At 62.6% G+C, this 17,413-nt stretch carries 21 protein-coding genes; 11 read left to right on the top strand and 10 right to left on the bottom strand.

Annotated elements, in window-relative coordinates; genetic code table 11:
* Nucleotides 1–16 precede the first annotated feature (16 nt).
* From M2341_RS00860 to hemE, 10 genes are all read right to left on the bottom strand, one after another.
* The gene (locus tag M2341_RS00860) at nt 17–949 is read right to left on the bottom strand and encodes a ParB/RepB/Spo0J family partition protein (protein WP_264583878.1); all 933 of its coding nucleotides are present in this window, start codon (nt 947–949) and stop codon (nt 17–19) included.
* Nucleotides 946–1,728, bottom strand: a complete 783-nt coding sequence (locus M2341_RS00865; RefSeq protein ID WP_264583879.1) for a ParA family protein — start codon at nt 1,726–1,728, stop codon at nt 946–948. Before M2341_RS00865 ends, M2341_RS00860 begins: the two co-directional genes overlap by 4 nt.
* A complete protein-coding gene (rsmG, locus tag M2341_RS00870; protein WP_264583880.1) occupies nt 1,725–2,456 on the bottom strand; it encodes a 16S rRNA (guanine(527)-N(7))-methyltransferase RsmG in 732 nt (243 codons plus the stop codon). The genes M2341_RS00865 and rsmG overlap by 4 nt, the downstream gene beginning before the upstream one ends.
* Entirely contained in the window at nt 2,453–4,327 is a 1,875-nt protein-coding gene (gene mnmG / locus M2341_RS00875; RefSeq protein WP_264583881.1) for a tRNA uridine-5-carboxymethylaminomethyl(34) synthesis enzyme MnmG, read from the bottom strand. Before mnmG ends, rsmG begins: the two co-directional genes overlap by 4 nt.
* Nucleotides 4,328–4,407: 80 nt before the next feature.
* Nucleotides 4,408–5,703, bottom strand: a complete 1,296-nt coding sequence (gene mnmE, locus M2341_RS00880) for a tRNA uridine-5-carboxymethylaminomethyl(34) synthesis GTPase MnmE (protein WP_264583882.1) — start codon at nt 5,701–5,703, stop codon at nt 4,408–4,410.
* 24 nt (nt 5,704–5,727) lie between these two features.
* Nucleotides 5,728–5,994: a DUF6489 family protein gene (locus tag M2341_RS00885; RefSeq protein ID WP_264583883.1), complete on the bottom strand. Its 267-nt coding sequence runs from the start codon at nt 5,992–5,994 to the stop codon at nt 5,728–5,730.
* Between the two features lie 178 nt (nt 5,995–6,172).
* A complete protein-coding gene (locus M2341_RS00890; RefSeq protein ID WP_264583884.1) occupies nt 6,173–6,853 on the bottom strand; it encodes a YjbE family putative metal transport protein in 681 nt (226 codons plus the stop codon).
* A 28-nt stretch (nt 6,854–6,881) separates the two neighbouring features.
* Entirely contained in the window at nt 6,882–8,138 is a 1,257-nt protein-coding gene (rho, locus tag M2341_RS00895; RefSeq protein ID WP_181561074.1) for a transcription termination factor Rho, read from the bottom strand.
* A gap of 176 nt (nt 8,139–8,314) precedes the next feature.
* Nucleotides 8,315–8,755: a CopD family protein gene (locus M2341_RS00900; RefSeq protein ID WP_264585956.1), complete on the bottom strand. Its 441-nt coding sequence runs from the start codon at nt 8,753–8,755 to the stop codon at nt 8,315–8,317.
* Between the two features lie 140 nt (nt 8,756–8,895).
* Nucleotides 8,896–9,942, bottom strand: coding sequence for a uroporphyrinogen decarboxylase (gene hemE, locus M2341_RS00905; RefSeq protein ID WP_413715177.1), 1,047 nt, complete (start codon nt 9,940–9,942; stop codon nt 8,896–8,898).
* A 292-nt stretch (nt 9,943–10,234) separates the two neighbouring features.
* Here hemE and M2341_RS00910 point away from each other — a divergent pair, with 292 nt between their 5' ends.
* The 11 genes from M2341_RS00910 to M2341_RS00960 all read left to right on the top strand — a co-directional run bounded on the left by M2341_RS00910 (nt 10,235) and on the right by M2341_RS00960 (nt 17,393).
* Nucleotides 10,235–11,077, top strand: a complete 843-nt coding sequence (locus M2341_RS00910; protein WP_181561073.1) for a pyruvate, water dikinase regulatory protein — start codon at nt 10,235–10,237, stop codon at nt 11,075–11,077.
* The gene (locus M2341_RS00915; RefSeq protein ID WP_264583885.1) at nt 11,074–11,679 is read left to right on the top strand and encodes a Maf family protein; all 606 of its coding nucleotides are present in this window, start codon (nt 11,074–11,076) and stop codon (nt 11,677–11,679) included. Before M2341_RS00910 ends, M2341_RS00915 begins: the two co-directional genes overlap by 4 nt.
* Complete coding sequence (locus M2341_RS00920; RefSeq protein ID WP_264583886.1) at nt 11,676–12,500, top strand: shikimate dehydrogenase family protein; 825 nt, start codon at nt 11,676–11,678, stop codon at nt 12,498–12,500. Before M2341_RS00915 ends, M2341_RS00920 begins: the two co-directional genes overlap by 4 nt.
* Before the next feature lie 22 nt (nt 12,501–12,522).
* Nucleotides 12,523–13,128: a dephospho-CoA kinase gene (gene coaE / locus M2341_RS00925; RefSeq protein WP_264583887.1), complete on the top strand. Its 606-nt coding sequence runs from the start codon at nt 12,523–12,525 to the stop codon at nt 13,126–13,128.
* Between the two features lie 27 nt (nt 13,129–13,155).
* Nucleotides 13,156–13,857 carry a DNA polymerase III subunit epsilon gene (gene dnaQ, locus M2341_RS00930; RefSeq protein WP_264571633.1) on the top strand — a complete coding sequence of 234 codons (702 nt, stop codon included), beginning with the start codon at nt 13,156–13,158 and terminating at the stop codon, nt 13,855–13,857.
* A gap of 67 nt (nt 13,858–13,924) precedes the next feature.
* On the top strand, nt 13,925–14,512 hold the full coding sequence (gene hpf, locus M2341_RS00935) for a ribosome hibernation-promoting factor, HPF/YfiA family (RefSeq protein WP_181561069.1): 588 nt from the start codon (nt 13,925–13,927) through the stop codon (nt 14,510–14,512).
* A 181-nt stretch (nt 14,513–14,693) separates the two neighbouring features.
* Nucleotides 14,694–15,161 carry a PTS sugar transporter subunit IIA gene (locus tag M2341_RS00940; protein ID WP_181561068.1) on the top strand — a complete coding sequence of 156 codons (468 nt, stop codon included), beginning with the start codon at nt 14,694–14,696 and terminating at the stop codon, nt 15,159–15,161.
* Entirely contained in the window at nt 15,121–15,633 is a 513-nt protein-coding gene (locus M2341_RS00945; protein ID WP_264574011.1) for a PaaI family thioesterase, read from the top strand. Before M2341_RS00940 ends, M2341_RS00945 begins: the two co-directional genes overlap by 41 nt.
* Nucleotides 15,630–15,971 carry a DUF1491 family protein gene (locus M2341_RS00950; protein WP_264583888.1) on the top strand — a complete coding sequence of 114 codons (342 nt, stop codon included), beginning with the start codon at nt 15,630–15,632 and terminating at the stop codon, nt 15,969–15,971. Before M2341_RS00945 ends, M2341_RS00950 begins: the two co-directional genes overlap by 4 nt.
* Before the next feature lie 174 nt (nt 15,972–16,145).
* A complete protein-coding gene (locus M2341_RS00955; RefSeq protein WP_181561065.1) occupies nt 16,146–16,766 on the top strand; it encodes a cell wall hydrolase in 621 nt (206 codons plus the stop codon).
* A gap of 105 nt (nt 16,767–16,871) precedes the next feature.
* Nucleotides 16,872–17,393 carry an MmcB family DNA repair protein gene (locus tag M2341_RS00960; RefSeq protein ID WP_181561064.1) on the top strand — a complete coding sequence of 174 codons (522 nt, stop codon included), beginning with the start codon at nt 16,872–16,874 and terminating at the stop codon, nt 17,391–17,393.
* The last annotated feature ends 20 nt before the right edge of the window (nt 17,394–17,413 follow it).

The following is a 17,413-nucleotide window of genomic DNA, read 5'->3' on the forward strand; positions in this document are numbered from 1 at the left end:
CGCCCGAAGGAAGCGATTAGAAGCCGCCGCCGGTCAGCTTCTGGCAGATCATGTCCAGCTGTTCGAGGCTGGAATATTGCAGGGTCAGCGAGCCTTTCCCGCCCTCATGATTGATGCCGACGCGAAGGCCGAGCAGATCCGACAGGTGCTGTTCCATGGCGATCAGATCGGGATCGCGGCCCAATGCGGGTCGCGCCTCAGCACGTGCCGTGGATTTTCCTTCACGTGCCAAGCGAACCAAACGCTCTGTTTCGCGAACAGACAGGCCCTTGGAGGCGACATCTTTCGCCAGTTCCGCGCAATCGGCGGAGCCGATAAGGGCGCGCCCGTGACCCATGGATAGGGCCCCTGTCATCACCAGCTCCTGAACAGGCTCCGGCAAATCCAGCAGCCTGATCAGGTTCGCAATATGACTGCGTGATTTGCCGACGATCCGGGCCAGCGCTTCCTGCGTGTGGTGAAACTGATTGATCAGGCGCTGATAGGCTTGCGCCTCCTCAATCGGGTTCAGCTCCTCCCGCTGGATGTTCTCAACCAGCGCAATCTCGAGCGTCTCCGCCTCGGTGAAGTCGCGGACGATCGCGGGGATCTGGTGAAGCTGCGCCTTCTGCGCGGCCCGCCAGCGCCGCTCACCCGCGACGATCTGATAGCGATCATTCCCAAGCGGTCGCACAACGATGGGCTGGATGATTCCCCGCTCGCGGATGCTGTCTGCGAGTTCAGAGAGCGCACCTTCATCAAAATGTCGCCGCGGCTGATCGGGATGAGGCGACACGCGCACGATTTCAAGGAAGCGCACGGCCTTGGGCCGGTCCGCATCGCCTGCCCCGCTTTCCGCCCCAGCCCGGCCCTCTTCGGACACCGATACGTCGCGTTCGACTTCACCGAGCAGGGCAGAAAGACCGCGCCCCAAACGGCGCGGCTTGCCGGATACATCTGCGTCGCTCATGCCGCTACGGTCTCCTCGGGAAGCTTCTCGATCAGTTCGCGCGCGAGCGCCATATAGGCTTCCGATCCAGCGCAGCGCATGTCGTAGATGAGGGCGGGCAGCCCGTGGCTGGGGGCCTCCGAGAGGCGGACGTTGCGCGGGATGACCGTCTTGAACACGAGGTCACCGAGACAAGCCCGCACATCGTCCGCGACCTGATCGGTCAGCCGATTTCGGCGATCATACATCGTCAGCGCCACGCCGAGGATTGACAGGTCCGGATTGAACCGCGCCCGAATGCGCTCGAAGGTCTGCAGCAGCTGCGACAGGCCCTCAAGGGCAAAGAACTCGCATTGCAGCGGCACAAGGATCGATTGCACCGCGACCATGGCATTGACCGTTAGCAACCCGAGCGACGGCGGGCAGTCGATCAGGCAGACTTCCCAACGACCGGCTTCCGCATTGTTCAGAGCGTTGGCGAGACGATGGGTCCTTTGCTCGACATCGATCAGTTCGATCTCAGCCCCGGAGAGATCCTGCGTGGCAGGAATGAGGTCTAGGCCCGGCACGACCGTACGAATCACCGCATCGTCAAGCTCACAGTCCCCCATCAGCAAATCGTAGCTCGACCGCGCGCGATCCTTCGTCGTGACCCCCATCCCCGTGGAGGCATTTCCCTGCGGATCAAGATCGATCAGCAGGGTGCGGTGACCAGTGGCAGCCAAGCCAGTAGCGAGATTGATCGCCGTGGTGGTTTTGCCAACGCCGCCTTTCTGGTTCGCGATTGCAATGCTGATCATGACTGTCCTTTCGGCCCCGCAGACGTCGCCGCTTTGCGCCTATTGCCATTCCGTCTCGAACTGCTCGGCTTTTTATCGGTCGCTCTGATCGTGACACGTTTTTTCAGCTGGCGGACTGTTAGAATGGCGCTTTCGGCGTCCGTGACGCTTTGTTCCACGTGAAACATAGCTTGCCAGCGCGGCCGGACAATTTCCAGTTCCTTCTCACTGCTCCGGCCCTTGGGGAGCAGCCAGATGGTGTTTTCGTCCGCCAAATGATGCGCTGTGGTGAGCAGTCGATCCAAAGGCGCATAAGCACGGGCGCTGATAATGGCAGCGGGCCGATCGAATCGGGCCGATTCCACCCTGGATTGGACGACCTCCACGTGATCGAGGCCGAGAGAGTCGCCGCAGCGTTTGAGGAAAGCGACTCGTAACGGACGGACCTCTACGAGCCGAATCGGCGCCTCGCGCAAGCAGCCGATGACCAGGCCCGGAAACCCAGCGCCGGTTCCGAGGTCCAGCCACAATCCATCGGCGGGCGTTTGAGCGGATACCGCATGAGTTAGCAACTGGGCGGAGTCTACAACATGCCGCGCCCAAATGGATGCCTTGGTCCCAACTGAAATGAGGTTCTGCCGGTCGGCCTCTTCCAGTACGAGGGCCACAAAAGTCCGCAGCCTATCCCCGGTTGGACCATCCCACCAGCCTTGATCGGAGAGCCACGCTTGCGCCTCTTCCTCCGTCATGCGGCGCGGCCCGTCCGCGCTGCGACGAGCAGCGCGGCCAAAGCTGCCGGCGTAATTCCCCTGATCCGGGCGGCACCACCAAGCGTCTCGGGGCGCGCAAGGGTCAACCGTTCGACCATCTCTGTGCTCAAACCGCCGACCGCAGAAAAATCGAGGTCGGCGGGCAGCGCGATGGCATCATTGGCGCGGAGGGCCCTCACTTCCGCGTCCTGCCTTTCGACGTAAGGCGCATAGATCGCGTCCTGCAAAAGCTCTTCGACAAGGCCGTCTTCCGCCGTTTCGAGGGCCGGCGCATATTTGGCAAGATGCCCGCGCGCCACTGCCGGGAAACGAGCCCACTCGGCGAGAGATCTGCGGACACCGTCGTCGCGAACATCTGCCCCAGCTGCGCGTAAATCAGTGCCGGACACCAGCTTCTCCAACACGACAGCGAGCGCCACGCGTGCTTCTTCTCGCTCGTGCCACCAGGTCGTTCGGGCTGAGCTTGCCAAGCCAAGCCGAACAGCCGTCGGCGTCAGTCGCGTTGCAGCGTTGTCCGCACGCAATCGCAGCCGGAATTCGGCGCGCGCGGTCAGCATTCGGTAGGGTTCGGTGATCCCCTGCAGGCAGAGATCGTCGATAAGAACGCCAATATAGCTTTCTGCCCGGTCGAGCAGCAAAGGATCAAGACCCAAGGCATGAGCGGCAGCGTTCGCTCCAGCCACAAGCCCCTGTGCCGCAGCCTCCTCATAGCCGGTGGTGCCATTGATCTGACCGGCCAGAAAGAGCGCAGGCATGGCACGGAGCGAAAGGGTCCGGTCCAAGGCGCGCGGGTCGATATGGTCATACTCGACTGCGTAGCCGGGAACGGCGACCTCGACTTGCTCCAACCCTTCCATGGACCGGAGGAACGCCACTTGCACGTCCGTCGGGAGGGACGAACTCAGGCCATTGGGATAGACAAGATGATCATCCAGACCCTCGGGCTCGAGGAAGACCTGATGGCCCTCCCGGTCTCCGAAGCGGACAATCTTGTCCTCGATTGAGGGACAATAGCGTGGTCCCCTCCCCTCAATATCGCCAGAGAACAAGGGTGAGAGGCCGAGGTTATCGCGAATGATGCGATGCGTTTCGCCGTTGGTCCGGGTGATGGCGCAGCGAAGTTGCGGCAGCTGTTCGCGTTCAACCAGACCTAAATAGGACATCGACCAGGCGTCGAGATCTGACGGCTGCTCCTCCAAACGGGCCCAATCTATGGTGCGTCCATCCAGACGGGCCGGTGTGCCCGTCTTGAGGCGGCCCATTGGTAGATCGAGGTCTCGCAACTGCTGAGCCAAGGCACTCGCGGCATGCTCACCGATTCGCCCACCCACAGCTCGCTCCGCGCCCCTAAACATCAGGCCGCCCAGAAATGTTCCGGTCGTGAGGACAACGGCCTGTCCGCCCAGCTTCTGTCCATCCGCGAGCACAACCCCGCTCAAAGCCCCGGCAGGACCGACCTCCAAAGCCGCCACTTCACCGCCAATGACCGAGAGGGCCGGTTGCGCCGCGATCATACTCTGAATGGCTGCGCGGTATTTCCGGCGGTCGGCCTGGACACGCGGGCCGCGAACAGCGGCGCCCTTGCTGGCATTGAGCATTCGGCGATGGATCGCGGCGCTGTCTGCGGCGCGCGCCATCAACCCATCCAATGCATCCACTTCACGTACGAGGTGGCCCTTGCCCAACCCGCCGATGGAAGGATTACAGGACATTTCCCCGATGCGGATCGGATCGGCCGTTACCAAAGCGACACGCGCGCTGCGGCGCGCGGCAGCGGCCGCAGCTTCCGTGCCGGCATGGCCGCCGCCGACAACGATGACATCGAACGTGGCTTGCGCGTGCTTGCTCATGTCCCAGCCCCTAGCGGCCACATCAAAGAGCGTCAAAGCATTGCGGGGCAGGCCGACGTTCCACGTGGAACAAACCCGCTCTATTTGCCGATGCAGAAGCCGCGAAACACCTCGTCCAAGACCAGCTCAGTCGTGGTACGTCCGGTCAATTCATCCAAAGCGGCCAGCGCCTGACGAAGATTTTCTGCAACCAGGATTTCGTCTGACTCACCAGTGCAGGCATCCAAAGAATCACCCGCTCGTTGTATGACAGATCGTTGGCGCTGTGACAGTGCATAGTCGCCGGGAGCCGGCAACATGCTGCCGGCCAGCGCGCACAGTTCCTCAATGAGAGAATCAATCCCCTCACCCGTTACACTCGACACGTGCAGGCGCGACGCCTCGCGATCCGCGAGAGCGAGATCGGCTTTCGCGGTGACCTGCACCAACGCCCCCTGACCTGAGGGCGCGTCTTCAGGCCGCCCTAGCCACAGCACGATGTCAGCCTCGGCCAAAAGAGCTTCCGCGCGTCCGATGCCGATCTGCTCGATCTCGTCACCGGCTTCGCGCAGTCCCGCCGAGTCAGATAACACGAATGCAATGCCATTGAGGGCGACTGACGCCTCGATCACATCTCGGGTCGTTCCCGCATGCGGAGAGACAATCGCAGCATCGCGTCCCACCAGCTGGTTGAACAGGGACGACTTGCCCGCATTGGGCGGACCGCCGATGGCGACGCGAATGCCATCGCGTAATCGGTCCGCCGGGGGACGCTGCAGTTCCTTACGCATCTCTGCGCTGATCTCAATCGCTGTTTTTGTGATGCGCGCGAGGTCCGCGCCCGAGACGTCCCCTTCATCGGAAAAATCGAGCTGAGCCTCGATCTGTGCCGCGAGCAGTCGAAGGTCTGTCGTCCATGATTCGATCTTGCGGGAGAACGCTCCGCCCATCATCGCCATGGCAGCGCGACGTTGCAGCGCCGTCTCTGCCGCGATCAAATCGCCTAAGCCTTCGATCCCGGCGAGATCCATCTTGCCGCTCAGAAAGGCGCGCCGGGTAAACTCGCCCGCCTCTGCCCGCCGAAAGCCCGGCATGGCGACCAGAGCGGCTTCCAACGCCCGCACCACCGCATGGGAGCCATGGCATTGGAATTCGGCCATGTCTTCGCCGGTCTCTGTATTTGGCCCGGGAAAGCAAATCAGCAAACCCTCATCGATCAAGTCGCCATTCGCCGGATCGAAAAACCGCCGCAACGCCGCTTGCCGAGCCGCTGGGGCATCCCGACCTGTTATGACGCGAGCAGCCTCAAGCGCGAGAGGTCCAGATACCCGGAGGATCGCAATGGCGGCGGGCAGTTGCCCGCTGGAGAGCGCAAAAATCGTATCCCGATCCGTCATCGATCGTCAAACCACGTGGAAAACTCAGCCGTCATTCTTGGATTTTGCAGGAGAGCCCCCGCCCGCCGCGCCCATGCCAATATCCATGAGGCTGGAAAACAGCTTCATGCCTGCATCACCCAGCGGCGACATGCTGCGGAACATCCGCTCCATCTGCTCAAGATTGGTCTGGCCGCTCATCGTATCGAGCACCGCCTGAATATAAAGATCATGGATCGGCTTCAGATCAGGCAGACCGAGAAACGACCGTGCCTCTTCCGGGGTGCACTCAACATCGACCTTGAACTTCATGATGGCAGGGCTCCGCGCGAGATAGGGTGGGTCTGACATGCCGCATCGGAGCTCATTTCGCTAGCAAATTGCCCTCGGCCGGCGATATCTCCCGGCAACGGTCAGCCAGAAACAAGGAAACCGGCAGCGCTCCTTTCCTGAGCGCTGCCGGTTCCTGCTTAGTGATTTGCCTCTCGGCTCAGGTGAAGAGCTGGAGCAGCCCGATATCCTTGTCAGTAATGCCGGTGTAGATCATGGTCGCGGCCACGTAGAGAATGACCAGCAAGCCGATCCAGGCAATCCAGCGATAGCGCTCGATATATTTGGCGATGATATTCGCAGCGATGCCCATCAGAGCGACCGCAAAGACCAGGCCGATCATCAGAATGCCGGGATGCTCGCGGGCTGCACCGGCCACCGCCAGCACATTGTCGAGGCTCATGGAGACGTCTGCCACCGCCACAGCCCAGGCCGCGCCGATGAAGCTCTTCGCGGGACGAAGCCCGGAATGCTCGTCACCCTCCACCTCAGGCGAGCCGGCATTGTGCCCTGCCCCCTGCACGATCTCGCGGTACATTTTCCAGGAGACCCACAGGAGCAGGATGCCGCCGGCAAAAATCAGCCCGATGATCTGCATGAGCTGCGTGACCACGAGCGCAAAAGCGATGCGCAGCACCAGCGCGGCAATGATGCCGATGAAGATGACCATCCGGCGCTGGTGCGCCGGCAATCCCGCCGCGAGCGCGCCGATGACAATGGCGTTGTCCCCGGCCAGGACGACGTCGATCAACAGAACTTTGACGAACGCGGACCAGGCGCTGATATCGCCCGAGAACAGCGTGGAGACGTCCGAGACGATATGAGACCAGATTTCAGCCATGGCAGCGCGTAACCTCTGTTGAAATGCGTTACTGGTTCATCGTGGCGAAGAAATCTTCGTTGGTCTTGGAATCCTTCATCTTGTCGAGCAGGAATTCCATCGCGTCGATCGTGCCCATCTGCATGAGAATACGACGCAGCACCCACATCTTGGAGAGCTTGTCCTTCTCGACCAGCAGCTCTTCCTTACGGGTGCCGGATTTGCCGACATCCAGCGCCGGGAAGATGCGCTTGTCCGAGACCTTGCGATCCAGGACGATTTCCGAGTTACCGGTGCCCTTGAACTCCTCGAAGATCACTTCGTCCATGCGGCTCCCCGTATCGATGAGCGCCGTGGCGATGATCGACAACGAGCCACCCTCCTCGATGTTCCGCGCCGCGCCGAAAAAGCGCTTCGGGCGCTGCAGGGCGTTGGCATCGACACCGCCGGTCAGCACCTTGCCGGAGCTGGGCACGACGGTGTTGTAGGCGCGGCCCAATCGCGTGATGGAATCAAGCAGGATGACGACATCCTTCTTGTGCTCGACAAGGCGCTTGGCCTTTTCGATCACCATTTCGGCGACCTGGACGTGGCGCGTCGCGGGCTCGTCGAAAGTGGAGGAAACCACCTCGCCCTTCACGCTGCGCTGCATGTCCGTGACTTCCTCCGGTCGCTCGTCGATGAGCAGCACCAGCAGGAAGACCTCGGGATGATTGTCGGTGATCGCCTTGGCGATGTTCTGCAGCAGCACGGTCTTGCCGGTCCGCGGCGGCGCCACGATGAGCGCGCGCTGGCCCTTGCCCTGCGGCGCGATAATGTCGATGACACGGGCCGACTTGTCCTTGATCGTGGGATCGAGCGTGTCGAGCCGCAGCTTCTCGTCGGGATAAAGCGGCGTCAGATTGTCGAAATTGACGCGGTGACGGACCACATCGGGATCGTCGAAATTGACCGAGACGAGCTTGGTCAGCGCGAAATAGCGCTCGCCATCCTTGGGTGCGCGGATCTCGCCTTCCACCGTGTCACCGGTGCGCAGACCGAATTTGCGGACCTGATTGGGCGAGACGTAGATGTCGTCCGGGCCGGCCAGATAGTTCGCCTCAGGGCTGCGCAGGAAGCCGAAGCCATCGGCCAGCACCTCGATCGTACCCAGACCCATGATCTGCTCGCCATTTTCCGCCTGCTCCTTGAGGATGGCGAACATAAGGTCCTGCTTGCGCAGCGTCGACGCGCCCTCGACGCCGAGTTCCTCGGCCATGGCGACCAGCTCGGCCGGGGCTTTGCGCTTCAAATCTTTAAGATGCATGGATTGGGTCCGACGGCGGGAGTGAAAATAAAGGGAATGTGACTGTGCCGGAATGCCTGGAGAGGGCAATCAGGCGCATAGGTCAGCGCCTGTAAAGGGAACGCCCCGAATTACGCACTGGCCGATTCCAAGTCAAGCGCAGAGCGATGGCGCCCTACCGCTCAGAAACGCACGGCTCAGAACGGACGGGCGATCACCAGAATGACGATCAGGGTCACGAGCAGCGCCGGCACCTCGTTGATCATGCGCAGGCGCTTTTCCGGCCAGGGGCGCAGGCCGCGCGCGAGCTTCTTGGAATAGCCCACGATCCAGCCGTGAAAGCCCGACAGGATGATCACCAGCAGCAGCTTGGCGTGGAACCAGCCCTCGCTCCAGGCCCCGGTCTGAAAGGCCAGCAGCAGGCCCAGCACCCAGACCAGCACGATCGAGGGGTTCATGATGATGCGCTTCATCCGCGTCTCACGCTCGATCCACGCCTGATCCTCGGCCGAGCCGGGCTCGGTCTGATGATGGTAGATGAAGTAGCGCGGAATCATGAACAGGCTGGCCATCAGGAAGATGACGAAGATCACATGTGCGGCAAGAACCCACGGATAAGCAGCGCCGAGAAAGCCGATGCCGGGCAGGATGGACATGGAGACTGAACCTCTTCGTCGTGCTTCAACAACCGCGCGCGATCGCCAAGCCTTCTAGGCCAGCCGACCAGGAATTGAAACGGGGTGCGAGGCGCTGGCTTGCGTTTTCCAAGAGCCGCCGATCACCCGCGAACGCGCGCCACCAGTTGCTCGACATGGGCAATCGGCGTGTCTGGCAAGATGCCATGACCCAGGTTGAAGATGTGCGGCCGGCCGTACAGAGCCTCGAGAATGGCGTCCACCGCCCGATCCAGCGTCTCCCCGCCCGCGATCAGCGCCAGCGGATCGAGATTGCCTTGCAGCGGCAGATGGGCGGGCAATTCACGCGCCGCCCAGGCCGGATCGAGCGTCTCATCGAGACCCAGCGCATCGACGCCGGTTTCCTGGGCATAGGCGACGAGTTTGGCCCCTGCCCCCTTTGGAAAGCCGATGATCGGCGTATCGGGATGGCGCAGCTTCAAGGCTTTGACGATGCGCGCGTTGGGCGCGATCACCCATTGGCGGAACTGTGCCGGGCTAAGCGAACCGGCCCAGCTATCGAAAAGCTGCACGGCATCCACGCCGGCCGCGATCTGGGCCGAGAGATAATCGACCGTCGTTTCGATAATGGCATCGATGATCGCGCCGAACTTCGCCGGCTGCTGATAGGCCATGCGACGGGCGGCCGCGTGATCCTTGCTGCCCTGCCCGGCGACCATATAGGTCGCCACCGTCCAGGGACTGCCGGCAAAGCCCAGAAACGTCGTTTGCGGGGCCAGCGCGGCCCTCACGCGCCGGACCGTGTCGATCACCGGCGCCAGCCGCTGTGGCGCTGGCACGAGGCTTGTCAGCTCGCCCTCGACCAGCGGCGGGGCAAGGCGCGGTCCTTCGCCGGCCTCAAACCAGAGATCCTGACCCAGAGCATGGGGGACCACCAGAATATCGGAAAACAGGATCGCGCCATCGAACCCGAAGCGGCGAATGGGCTGCAAGGTGACCTCTGCCGCGGACTCACTATCATAGCAAAGATCGAGGAAACCGCCCTTCTCGGCGCGCAAAGCCCGATATTCCGGCAGATATCGCCCGGCCTGACGCATCAGCCACAGGGGCGGACGCGCCGGAACAGCGCCGCGCAGGACGCTCAGCAGCGGTGCCGTCACACCGGTATCGATCACGGACGAGTCATGCACAGACCAATATCCTATTTATATAAAAGAGAAGGTTGTTGGATTCTGTTGGGGAGTGGACAACGGGCATTATTCGCTCATCACCCTTTTGCCAACAGCTTGACCTGAAGGGATCCATGAAGGTGCGACGAGTCACCAGGCTCATCCCCATGATTCACAGCCTGTGGGCAAGCCGGTGGGCCTGTGGATAGATGATCGGGTTCCGACAGGGTGAGTGCGCATGAAATGAGGAGGGGCGGTTATCCACAGTTCTGTCCCTTGTGTTATCCCGCAATGTTCCACATGAACGGTGGATATGGACCGCCTGAACCTGCATCTGCTTTCGGATTCCACCGGCGAAACGCTCGAGCATATCGGCAAGGCGGCACTCGCCCAGTTCGAGAATGTCGAGACGATCCGCCATTTCTGGCCGATGGTGCGCTCCGAGCAGCATCTTGAGCGCATCTTGGAAGAAGTGGCGCGCAATCCGGGCATGGTGCTGTTCACCCTGGCCAACCCCACCTTGCGTCGCCGACTGGAAAATGGCTGCCGGGCCATCGGCATTCCCTATGTCGCGCCGCTCGATCCGGTGACCGATGCCATGTCCAATCTGCTGGGCCAAGAAATGCGCAATCGTCCCGGTCGCAAGCATGTGCTGGACGAAGCCTATTTCGCGCGAATTGACGCCATCCAGTTCACCATCGCCCATGATGATGGGGTCGGCTGGGAGAATTGGGAAGAGGCGGATATCGTCCTTGCCGGCGTCTCCCGCACGTCGAAGACGCCGACCAGCATTTATCTCGCCAATCGCGGCTACAAGACGGCCAATATCCCGCTGGTGCTGGAATCCCCGCCTCCCCCAAGCCTGTTCAAATTGCGGCATCCGATGGTCGTCGGCCTGACCGCCGGCGCCGAGCGGTTGGTGCAGGTGCGGCGCAATCGGCTGCTCTCGCTCAATCAGGCGCCGGAAACCGCCTATGTGGATCTCGAACGCGTGAATGGCGAGGTGGCGCACGCCCGCCGCATGTTTGCCGATCAGGGTTGGCCGGTCATCGATGTCACGCGCCGTTCCATCGAAGAAACCGCCGCAGCCATCGTCAACCTGTATCAGGAACGACTGAAAAGCAGCAGCGGCTTGCCGGGGCTTGGGCCGGTATGAGCACACCGCCTCTTCTGCTCGCCTCGCAGAGCGAAAGCCGCCGGCGCTTGCTCGCCGACGCTGCCGTGCCCTTTGAGACGGTTCCAGCCGGTGTCGACGAGGATGCGATCAAGGCCAGTCTGGTCGCCGAGGGCCTGAACGCCCGCGATCTGGCCGACGCGCTGGCGGAATGGAAATGCCGTCGCCCGTCGATGCGGCACCCGGACGCGTTCGTGCTGGGCTGCGACCAGACGCTGGAGCTGGATGACGGCAGCCTGATCGACAAGGTGGAGACACGGGAAGCCGCGGCCGATCTGCTCGCGCGAATGAGTGGCCGGGCGCACAAGCTCCATAGCGCGGCCGTGATCGCGCAGGCCGGGCAGGCGCAATGGCGCCAGATCGAGAGCGTCACGCTCCAGATGCGTCCGCTCAGCACGGCCTTCATCGACCATTATCTGGATCTCGACTGGGAGCAGTGCCGCTGGTGCGTTGGCTGCTACCGGATCGAGGGACCGGGCGCCCAGCTGTTTTCGCGCGTTTCCGGCAGCCTCTTTGCCGTGCAGGGCCTGCCCCTGCTTCCTTTGCTCGACTATTTGCGCGTGCGCTCTATCTTGCCGGCATGAGTCAGGGAAAACCATATGCCGAAGTGATCGGCGACCCCATCGCGCACAGCAAGTCGCCGGTCATCCACAATTTCTGGCTGGAAGAGCTCGGTATCGATGCGGAGTATCGCAAGACCCGCGTCGCGCCGGAGGACCTGGCCGGCTATTTCCTCAGGCGCCGGGCCGATCCGGACTGGCTGGGCTGCAATATCACCATTCCGCACAAGATCGCGGCGCTGGATTATGTCGATGATCCCGGCGGGGTGCGTGATCGCATCGGCGCCATCAACACGGTGGCCTGCGAAACCGGCGGGCCGCTGATCGGCACCAACACCGACGCCGGCGGCTTTCTCCAACCGCTGCTGGCACGGGGCTGGAGCGGCACCAGCGCGATTCTCGCCGGCACCGGCGGTGCGGCGCAGGCAATCGGGTTCGCCTTGAGATCCGTGGGTGTGACCGACCTGACGATCGTCGCGCGTGATGCCGCCAAGGGGCAGGCTTTGCTGGACCGGCTGGGTCTGGCCGGCCGGGTGCAGGGCTTCGATGCGGCACTGCCGGCAGCTGATCTGCTGGCCAATTCCACCTCGCTCGGCATGGTCGGGCAGCCGGCATGGACGCCCGATCTGTCACCGTTGCCGGACAAGGCTATGGTCTACGACATCGTCTATGCCCCGTTGGAAACACCGCTGCTGGCGGCGGCGCGCAAGCGCGACCTCATGTGCATTGACGGGCTGGAGATGCTGATCGGCCAGGCCGCGCTCGCCTTTGACATCTTCTTCGATGCCCAGCCGCCGCGCGAGCTGGATGCGCAGTTGCGCGAACGCCTGCTCGTGCCTGCCTGACCGCCGCTTGTCGGGTCTGCGCGTGAGACATCGTCCATTCCGCATCGGACTGACCGGATCGATCGGCATGGGCAAATCGACCGCAGCCGCCATGTTTCGCGCAGCGGGCGTGCCGGTGTTCGATGCCGATGCCGCAGTCCATCATTTGCAGGGGCCCGGCGGCGCCTTGCTCGGCGCGATTGAAGCGCGCTTTCCCGGCACCACCAGCGCTGCCGGCGTCGATCGCCGGATGCTTGGTGCCCGGGTGATCGGCCAGCCAGAGGAAATGCGGGCGTTGGAGCGGATCGTGCATCCCGCCGTTGCCGGGTCGCGCGCAGCGTTTCTGCGTCGTCACCGCAGCCGGCCGATGGTCGTTCTCGATATCCCGCTGCTGTTCGAAACGCGGGGCGAGCGGCACATGGACTTGGTCGTCGTCGTTTCCGCTGCGCCGTCTCTCCAGCGGCGGCGCGTGCTTCGCCGGCCCGGCATGACCGCAAAGCGGTTTGAAGCCATCAAGGCCAGTCAGCTTCCCGATCACCTCAAGCGACGCCATGCCGACCTGGTGCTGGATACAGCACAGCCAAAATGGCGGATGAGAGCGCGGATTTTTCGTCTCGTTGCTTGCCTTCGCACGGCGCTGGTCCGATAATGCCTCCCCAACGAGTGAAATGCCACGATGCGTGAAATCGTCTTCGATACTGAAACCACCGGCTTTGATCCGCTCAGCGGTGACCGTCTTGTCGAAATCGGCTGTGTCGAGCTGATCAATCGCATCCCGACCGGCGAAACCTACCACGCCTATTTCAATCCCCAGCGCGATATGCCCGCCTCGGCCGAGGCGGTTCACGGGCTGTCCGCGCGCTTTCTCTCCGACAAGCCTTTGTTCGGCAGCAAGGCCGCAGAGTTGCTCGAGTTTCTCGGCGATTCCATGCTGGTCGCGCACAATGCGCGGTTCGATTTCGGCTTTCTCAACGCCGAGCTGGAGCGGTGCGGCCATCCCACCGTCGACATGGGGCGGATGATCGACAGCCTGACGATTGCGCGGACCCTTCACCCCGGTGCCAAGCACAGTCTTGATGCCCTGTGCAGTCGCTACGGGATCGACCGCAGCCACCGCATCAAGCATGGCGCGTTGCTGGACGCGGAATTGCTCGCGCAGCTCTATATCGAACTGACCGGCGGGCGTCAGATCGGCCTCACCTTGATGGCGGAAGAACAGATCACCGTCACCGTGACGACCACACAATCCATGGCCATTCCGGCTGCCCGCCCGTTCCGCCCGGCCCGTCTGTTTTCGCCGAGCGCGCAGGAACTGGCGCGTCATGCCGCGTTTCTGGAAAAGATCGATCACCCTTTGTGGCTCGATCGCCCGGCCTGAGGATTATCCTCACTAGGCGGCGCGCCACGTTCATAGACCATCAGGTCCAACAAGAAGGAGAAATCAGATGGAAATCCGCGTATCGGGTCATCAGGTCGACACCGGCGAGGCGCTTCAGGCGCATGTTGCCGAGCGGATGCAGGCGATCGCCGACAAGTATTTCTCGCGCACCATCTCCTCCAGCGTGACGTTCAGCAACGCGCCTCATGGCGCCTTTCGCTGCGACATCGTCTGCCATGTGATGGCAGGGCTGATCCTCAAGGGCGCGGGCGAGGCCCATGATGCCCATGTCTGCTTCGATCAGGCCGCGGAACGCATCGAAAAGCAGCTGCGCCGCTACATGCGGCGGCTGAAAGATCGCCACAGCCAGGCGCTCGCCGCCGAAGCCCAACGCGATGCGCCCGGCATCGACGATGCCAATTATGTCGTCTTCCAGTCCAGCGAAGCGGAAGAGGAAGTGGACGTCGATGCACCGGTGGTGATCGCGGAGATGCGCGTGGATATTCCGCGCGCCAGCGTATCCGATGCGGTGATGATGCTCGATCTGCGCAATACCAATGCGCTCATGTTCCTCAACAGCAGCACGGCCACCTTCAACATGGTCTATCGTCGCACTGACGGAACCATCGGCTGGGTGGAGCCGCCCCGCGCCTGAACGCGCTCGAGGGCTGCGCGCGATGCGCAGCCCTCCCTCCCCTGACCCCGTCCCCGGCAACCGGTTGACCCGAATGGCCTTTGCGCCTATCAGCCGGCCAAGTTTTCTCCAGGCGGCCATGATGGGTGGACTTCACCCCGGCGCAGAAATCCCCAGGTCGGCCGCAGGACACGGGTTGAACATGGATAATTTCAGCGACTTGCTCGCGGCGAACGCTGTTTCGTCCGCGGTGGCCCTTCCTAACAAGAAACAGCTTTTCCTGAAGCTGGGTCAGTTGGCGGCCGATGCCTATGGGCTCGATGCTGCCGAGGTTGTCGAGCGCATCACCGAGCGGGAACGCCTTGGCTCGACGGGCTTTGGTGGCGGAATCGCGATTCCCCACGCCAAGCTGGAAGGCCTTGAGAGCGTCCATGGCGCCGTGGTGCTGCTGGCCGAGCCGATCCCGTTCGATGCGATCGATGATGTGCCGGTGGATGTCGTGTTCATGCTGCTCTCCCCGCAGGATAGCGGCGCCGAGCATCTCAAGACGCTGGCCCGCGTCTCGCGCCTGCTGCGTAACGAGCGCCATCTTGCGCGCATTCGTGGCGTTGGCTCGGACGCCGCGCTCTATGCCCTGCTCGCCGGCGGCGAGTCGCGTGACGCAGCCTGACGGCACGCCGCCATCCGGCGAGGCCGCGCATTTCCGGGCGCTTGAGCGGCTCTATGCCTCGGCGCCGATCAACGGATTATTCCCCTCAAGGCTGGATATCTCGGCCCCCGGCGAGGCGCGCATCGTCATCGACGTGACGCCGGACTATTTCCATGCCGCCGGCGCCACCCATGGCACGCTGTATTTCAAGATGCTGGACGATGCGGCTTTTTATGCCGCCAACAGCCTCGTCACGGATCGCTTCCTCCTCACCACCGCATTCAACCTGCTGTTCACCCGCCCGCTCAAGGCTGGGCCGATCGTGGCGGAAGGGAAATGGTTGAGCGGCAAGCGGCGCGTTTTTGTCGCCGAGGCGCGCCTTGTCGATGCCGAGGGTGAGGAAGTCGGTCGCGGTACTGGCACGTTCATGCGCTCCACCATCCCGCTGGTTGGCCTGCCGGGTTATGTGCGCCCGGAAGCAGGAGACCGGTGACCGCGCGCCTGACGAGTCAGATCCTCATCGGGGTTCTGTTGCGCCGTGTCCAAGCGCAGGGGGGGCATGGCACCGTGCTTCACAAAGGGGAGCCGTTGAGTGGAACCATCGTCGTGCAGGCAGTGGATCGCGGCCGGACAATCGGGCTTTTTGAGCGTGTTACGTCCCTTGACGGGACTCTTTCTTTCACGCCCTGCGGGCCTCGGGATTTAACCCAAGACTCTGAAATATCACAATATATAGACAGAAGAACCCGAGTGGACCCCGATATCTGGTTCGTGGAACTGGATGTCGCAGACGCGGAACGGCTCGCCGCCGAGATACTGTGCACGAGTTGACAGTTCCCGGCTGAGCGGCCAAAGGCCCCACCAACTCGCGCAGGTTGCGTGTGGCCGTCATGGGGACAGGTCATCGCAAACACGCAGACGGGGGGCGGACCGGAGCGCTGAGCGTTGCACGATAGATGCGACCTGCATTCCGATCTCCGACCCACCGCACAGTACTGAGAATGAATGCCCAATCGTGTCGTGGTCGCCATCGTGGCGACCGTTGGACTTCTCTCGTCCACAATCGCTCTGGCTGCTGCTCCTGAGGGGACAGCCCGCCAAGGTTTCTCGACCATGCTCGAGGTTCCCGCCGTCGTCGCTGCAAGCCTGACGACTCCCGCAACGGTTGAACCCGATGCCGAGACGGCTCCGAACGAAGCCGCTTCTGCCGACTCTGTCGATTCGCTGGCCGAGTTGGTCCAGCAGGCCAATGTCGAAGAGATTTCCGACGCTGACGCGAAATGTCTCGCCACCACCATTTATTATGAAGCGCGCAGCGAGAGCCTGACCGGCCAGCTCGCCGTCGCCAATGTCGTGCTCGAGCGGGCGCGGTCCGGGCGTTTCCCCACCAGCCTGTGCGGCGTCGTTACGCAGCCGGGTCAGTTCAGTTTCGTTCGTCAGGGCCAGTTGCCCACGCCGACCCATGCCGGTCAGTGGCGCACGGCGCGCGCAATCGCCCAGATCGCTCTTGATGGAAGCTGGGACAATCCGGTGGAAGGCGCCCTGTTCTTCCATTCCGCGCGCGTCTCGCCGAACTGGAAGCATGATCGCCTCACGCGCATTGGCGGTCACATCTTCTACCGCTGAACCAACCAATCATCACAAGCCGGGCCGGGTCAGCAGAGCGCTGGGCCGGCCCGTCTCGTTTGAGCTTGGCTTGCAGTTGTTCTTATTGTGTTCTAATCCCTCCCCATGGCCTCACATCCTGAACCTGCGCCTGAACCTGTGATCGCCTGCGATCCTGCATTGACCGATGGAACGGCGCTGGCCGTCACGCGCGGAGTGCTGCGTCTCTTTGCGCGCCACGATATTTTCGGCATTTCCGAAGTGCCGCTCCCCAATGGTCGCCGGCTGGACATCATGGCCGTGGATGCCCGCGGCCAGATCATTGCCGTGGAAATCAAATGCAGCCGCGCCGATCTGCTCGGAGACGGCAAATGGCCGGACTATTTCGATTATTGCGATCGCTACTTCTGGGCCGTGCCTGCAGGCTTTGATCTGACCCTGTTCGAGTCCGAGGCGCTGTGGCCGGGCCGCACGGGACTTATCGTTGCCGACCAATATGATGCCGAGATCCTTCGCCCCGCGCCCAGCGAGCCTCTGGCGCCCGCGCGGCGCAAGGTCGAAGTGCAGCGGCTTGCGCGGCGGGCAGCGCGCCGGCTGACCCAGATCACCGATCCGGACGGCCAGTTGCTGTGGAGCAACGACGCCTGAGACTGGGCGCCTGCTTCTTG

The sequence above is a fragment of the Sphingobium sp. B7D2B genome, from assembly GCF_025961895.1.
GTDB lineage: Bacteria > Pseudomonadota > Alphaproteobacteria > Sphingomonadales > Sphingomonadaceae > Sphingobium.

Coding starts and splice junctions, on each gene's coding strand:
- M2341_RS00860 (WP_264583878.1), bottom strand. CDS start 949: ATGAGCGACGCAGATGTATCCGGCAAGCCGCGCCGTTTGGGGCGCGGT.
- M2341_RS00865 (WP_264583879.1), bottom strand. CDS start 1,728: ATGATCAGCATTGCAATCGCGAACCAGAAAGGCGGCGTTGGCAAAACC.
- rsmG (WP_264583880.1), bottom strand. CDS start 2,456: ATGACGGAGGAAGAGGCGCAAGCGTGGCTCTCCGATCAAGGCTGGTGG.
- mnmG (WP_264583881.1), bottom strand. CDS start 4,327: ATGAGCAAGCACGCGCAAGCCACGTTCGATGTCATCGTTGTCGGCGGC.
- mnmE (WP_264583882.1), bottom strand. CDS start 5,703: ATGACGGATCGGGATACGATTTTTGCGCTCTCCAGCGGGCAACTGCCC.
- M2341_RS00885 (WP_264583883.1), bottom strand. CDS start 5,994: ATGAAGTTCAAGGTCGATGTTGAGTGCACCCCGGAAGAGGCACGGTCG.
- M2341_RS00890 (WP_264583884.1), bottom strand. CDS start 6,853: ATGGCTGAAATCTGGTCTCATATCGTCTCGGACGTCTCCACGCTGTTC.
- rho (WP_181561074.1), bottom strand. CDS start 8,138: ATGCATCTTAAAGATTTGAAGCGCAAAGCCCCGGCCGAGCTGGTCGCC.
- M2341_RS00910 (WP_181561073.1), top strand. CDS start 10,235: ATGGACCGCCTGAACCTGCATCTGCTTTCGGATTCCACCGGCGAAACG.
- M2341_RS00915 (WP_264583885.1), top strand. CDS start 11,074: ATGAGCACACCGCCTCTTCTGCTCGCCTCGCAGAGCGAAAGCCGCCGG.
- M2341_RS00920 (WP_264583886.1), top strand. CDS start 11,676: ATGAGTCAGGGAAAACCATATGCCGAAGTGATCGGCGACCCCATCGCG.
- dnaQ (WP_264571633.1), top strand. CDS start 13,156: ATGCGTGAAATCGTCTTCGATACTGAAACCACCGGCTTTGATCCGCTC.
- hpf (WP_181561069.1), top strand. CDS start 13,925: ATGGAAATCCGCGTATCGGGTCATCAGGTCGACACCGGCGAGGCGCTT.
- M2341_RS00940 (WP_181561068.1), top strand. CDS start 14,694: ATGGATAATTTCAGCGACTTGCTCGCGGCGAACGCTGTTTCGTCCGCG.
- M2341_RS00945 (WP_264574011.1), top strand. CDS start 15,121: ATGCCCTGCTCGCCGGCGGCGAGTCGCGTGACGCAGCCTGACGGCACG.
- M2341_RS00955 (WP_181561065.1), top strand. CDS start 16,146: ATGCCCAATCGTGTCGTGGTCGCCATCGTGGCGACCGTTGGACTTCTC.
- M2341_RS00960 (WP_181561064.1), top strand. CDS start 16,872: ATGGCCTCACATCCTGAACCTGCGCCTGAACCTGTGATCGCCTGCGAT.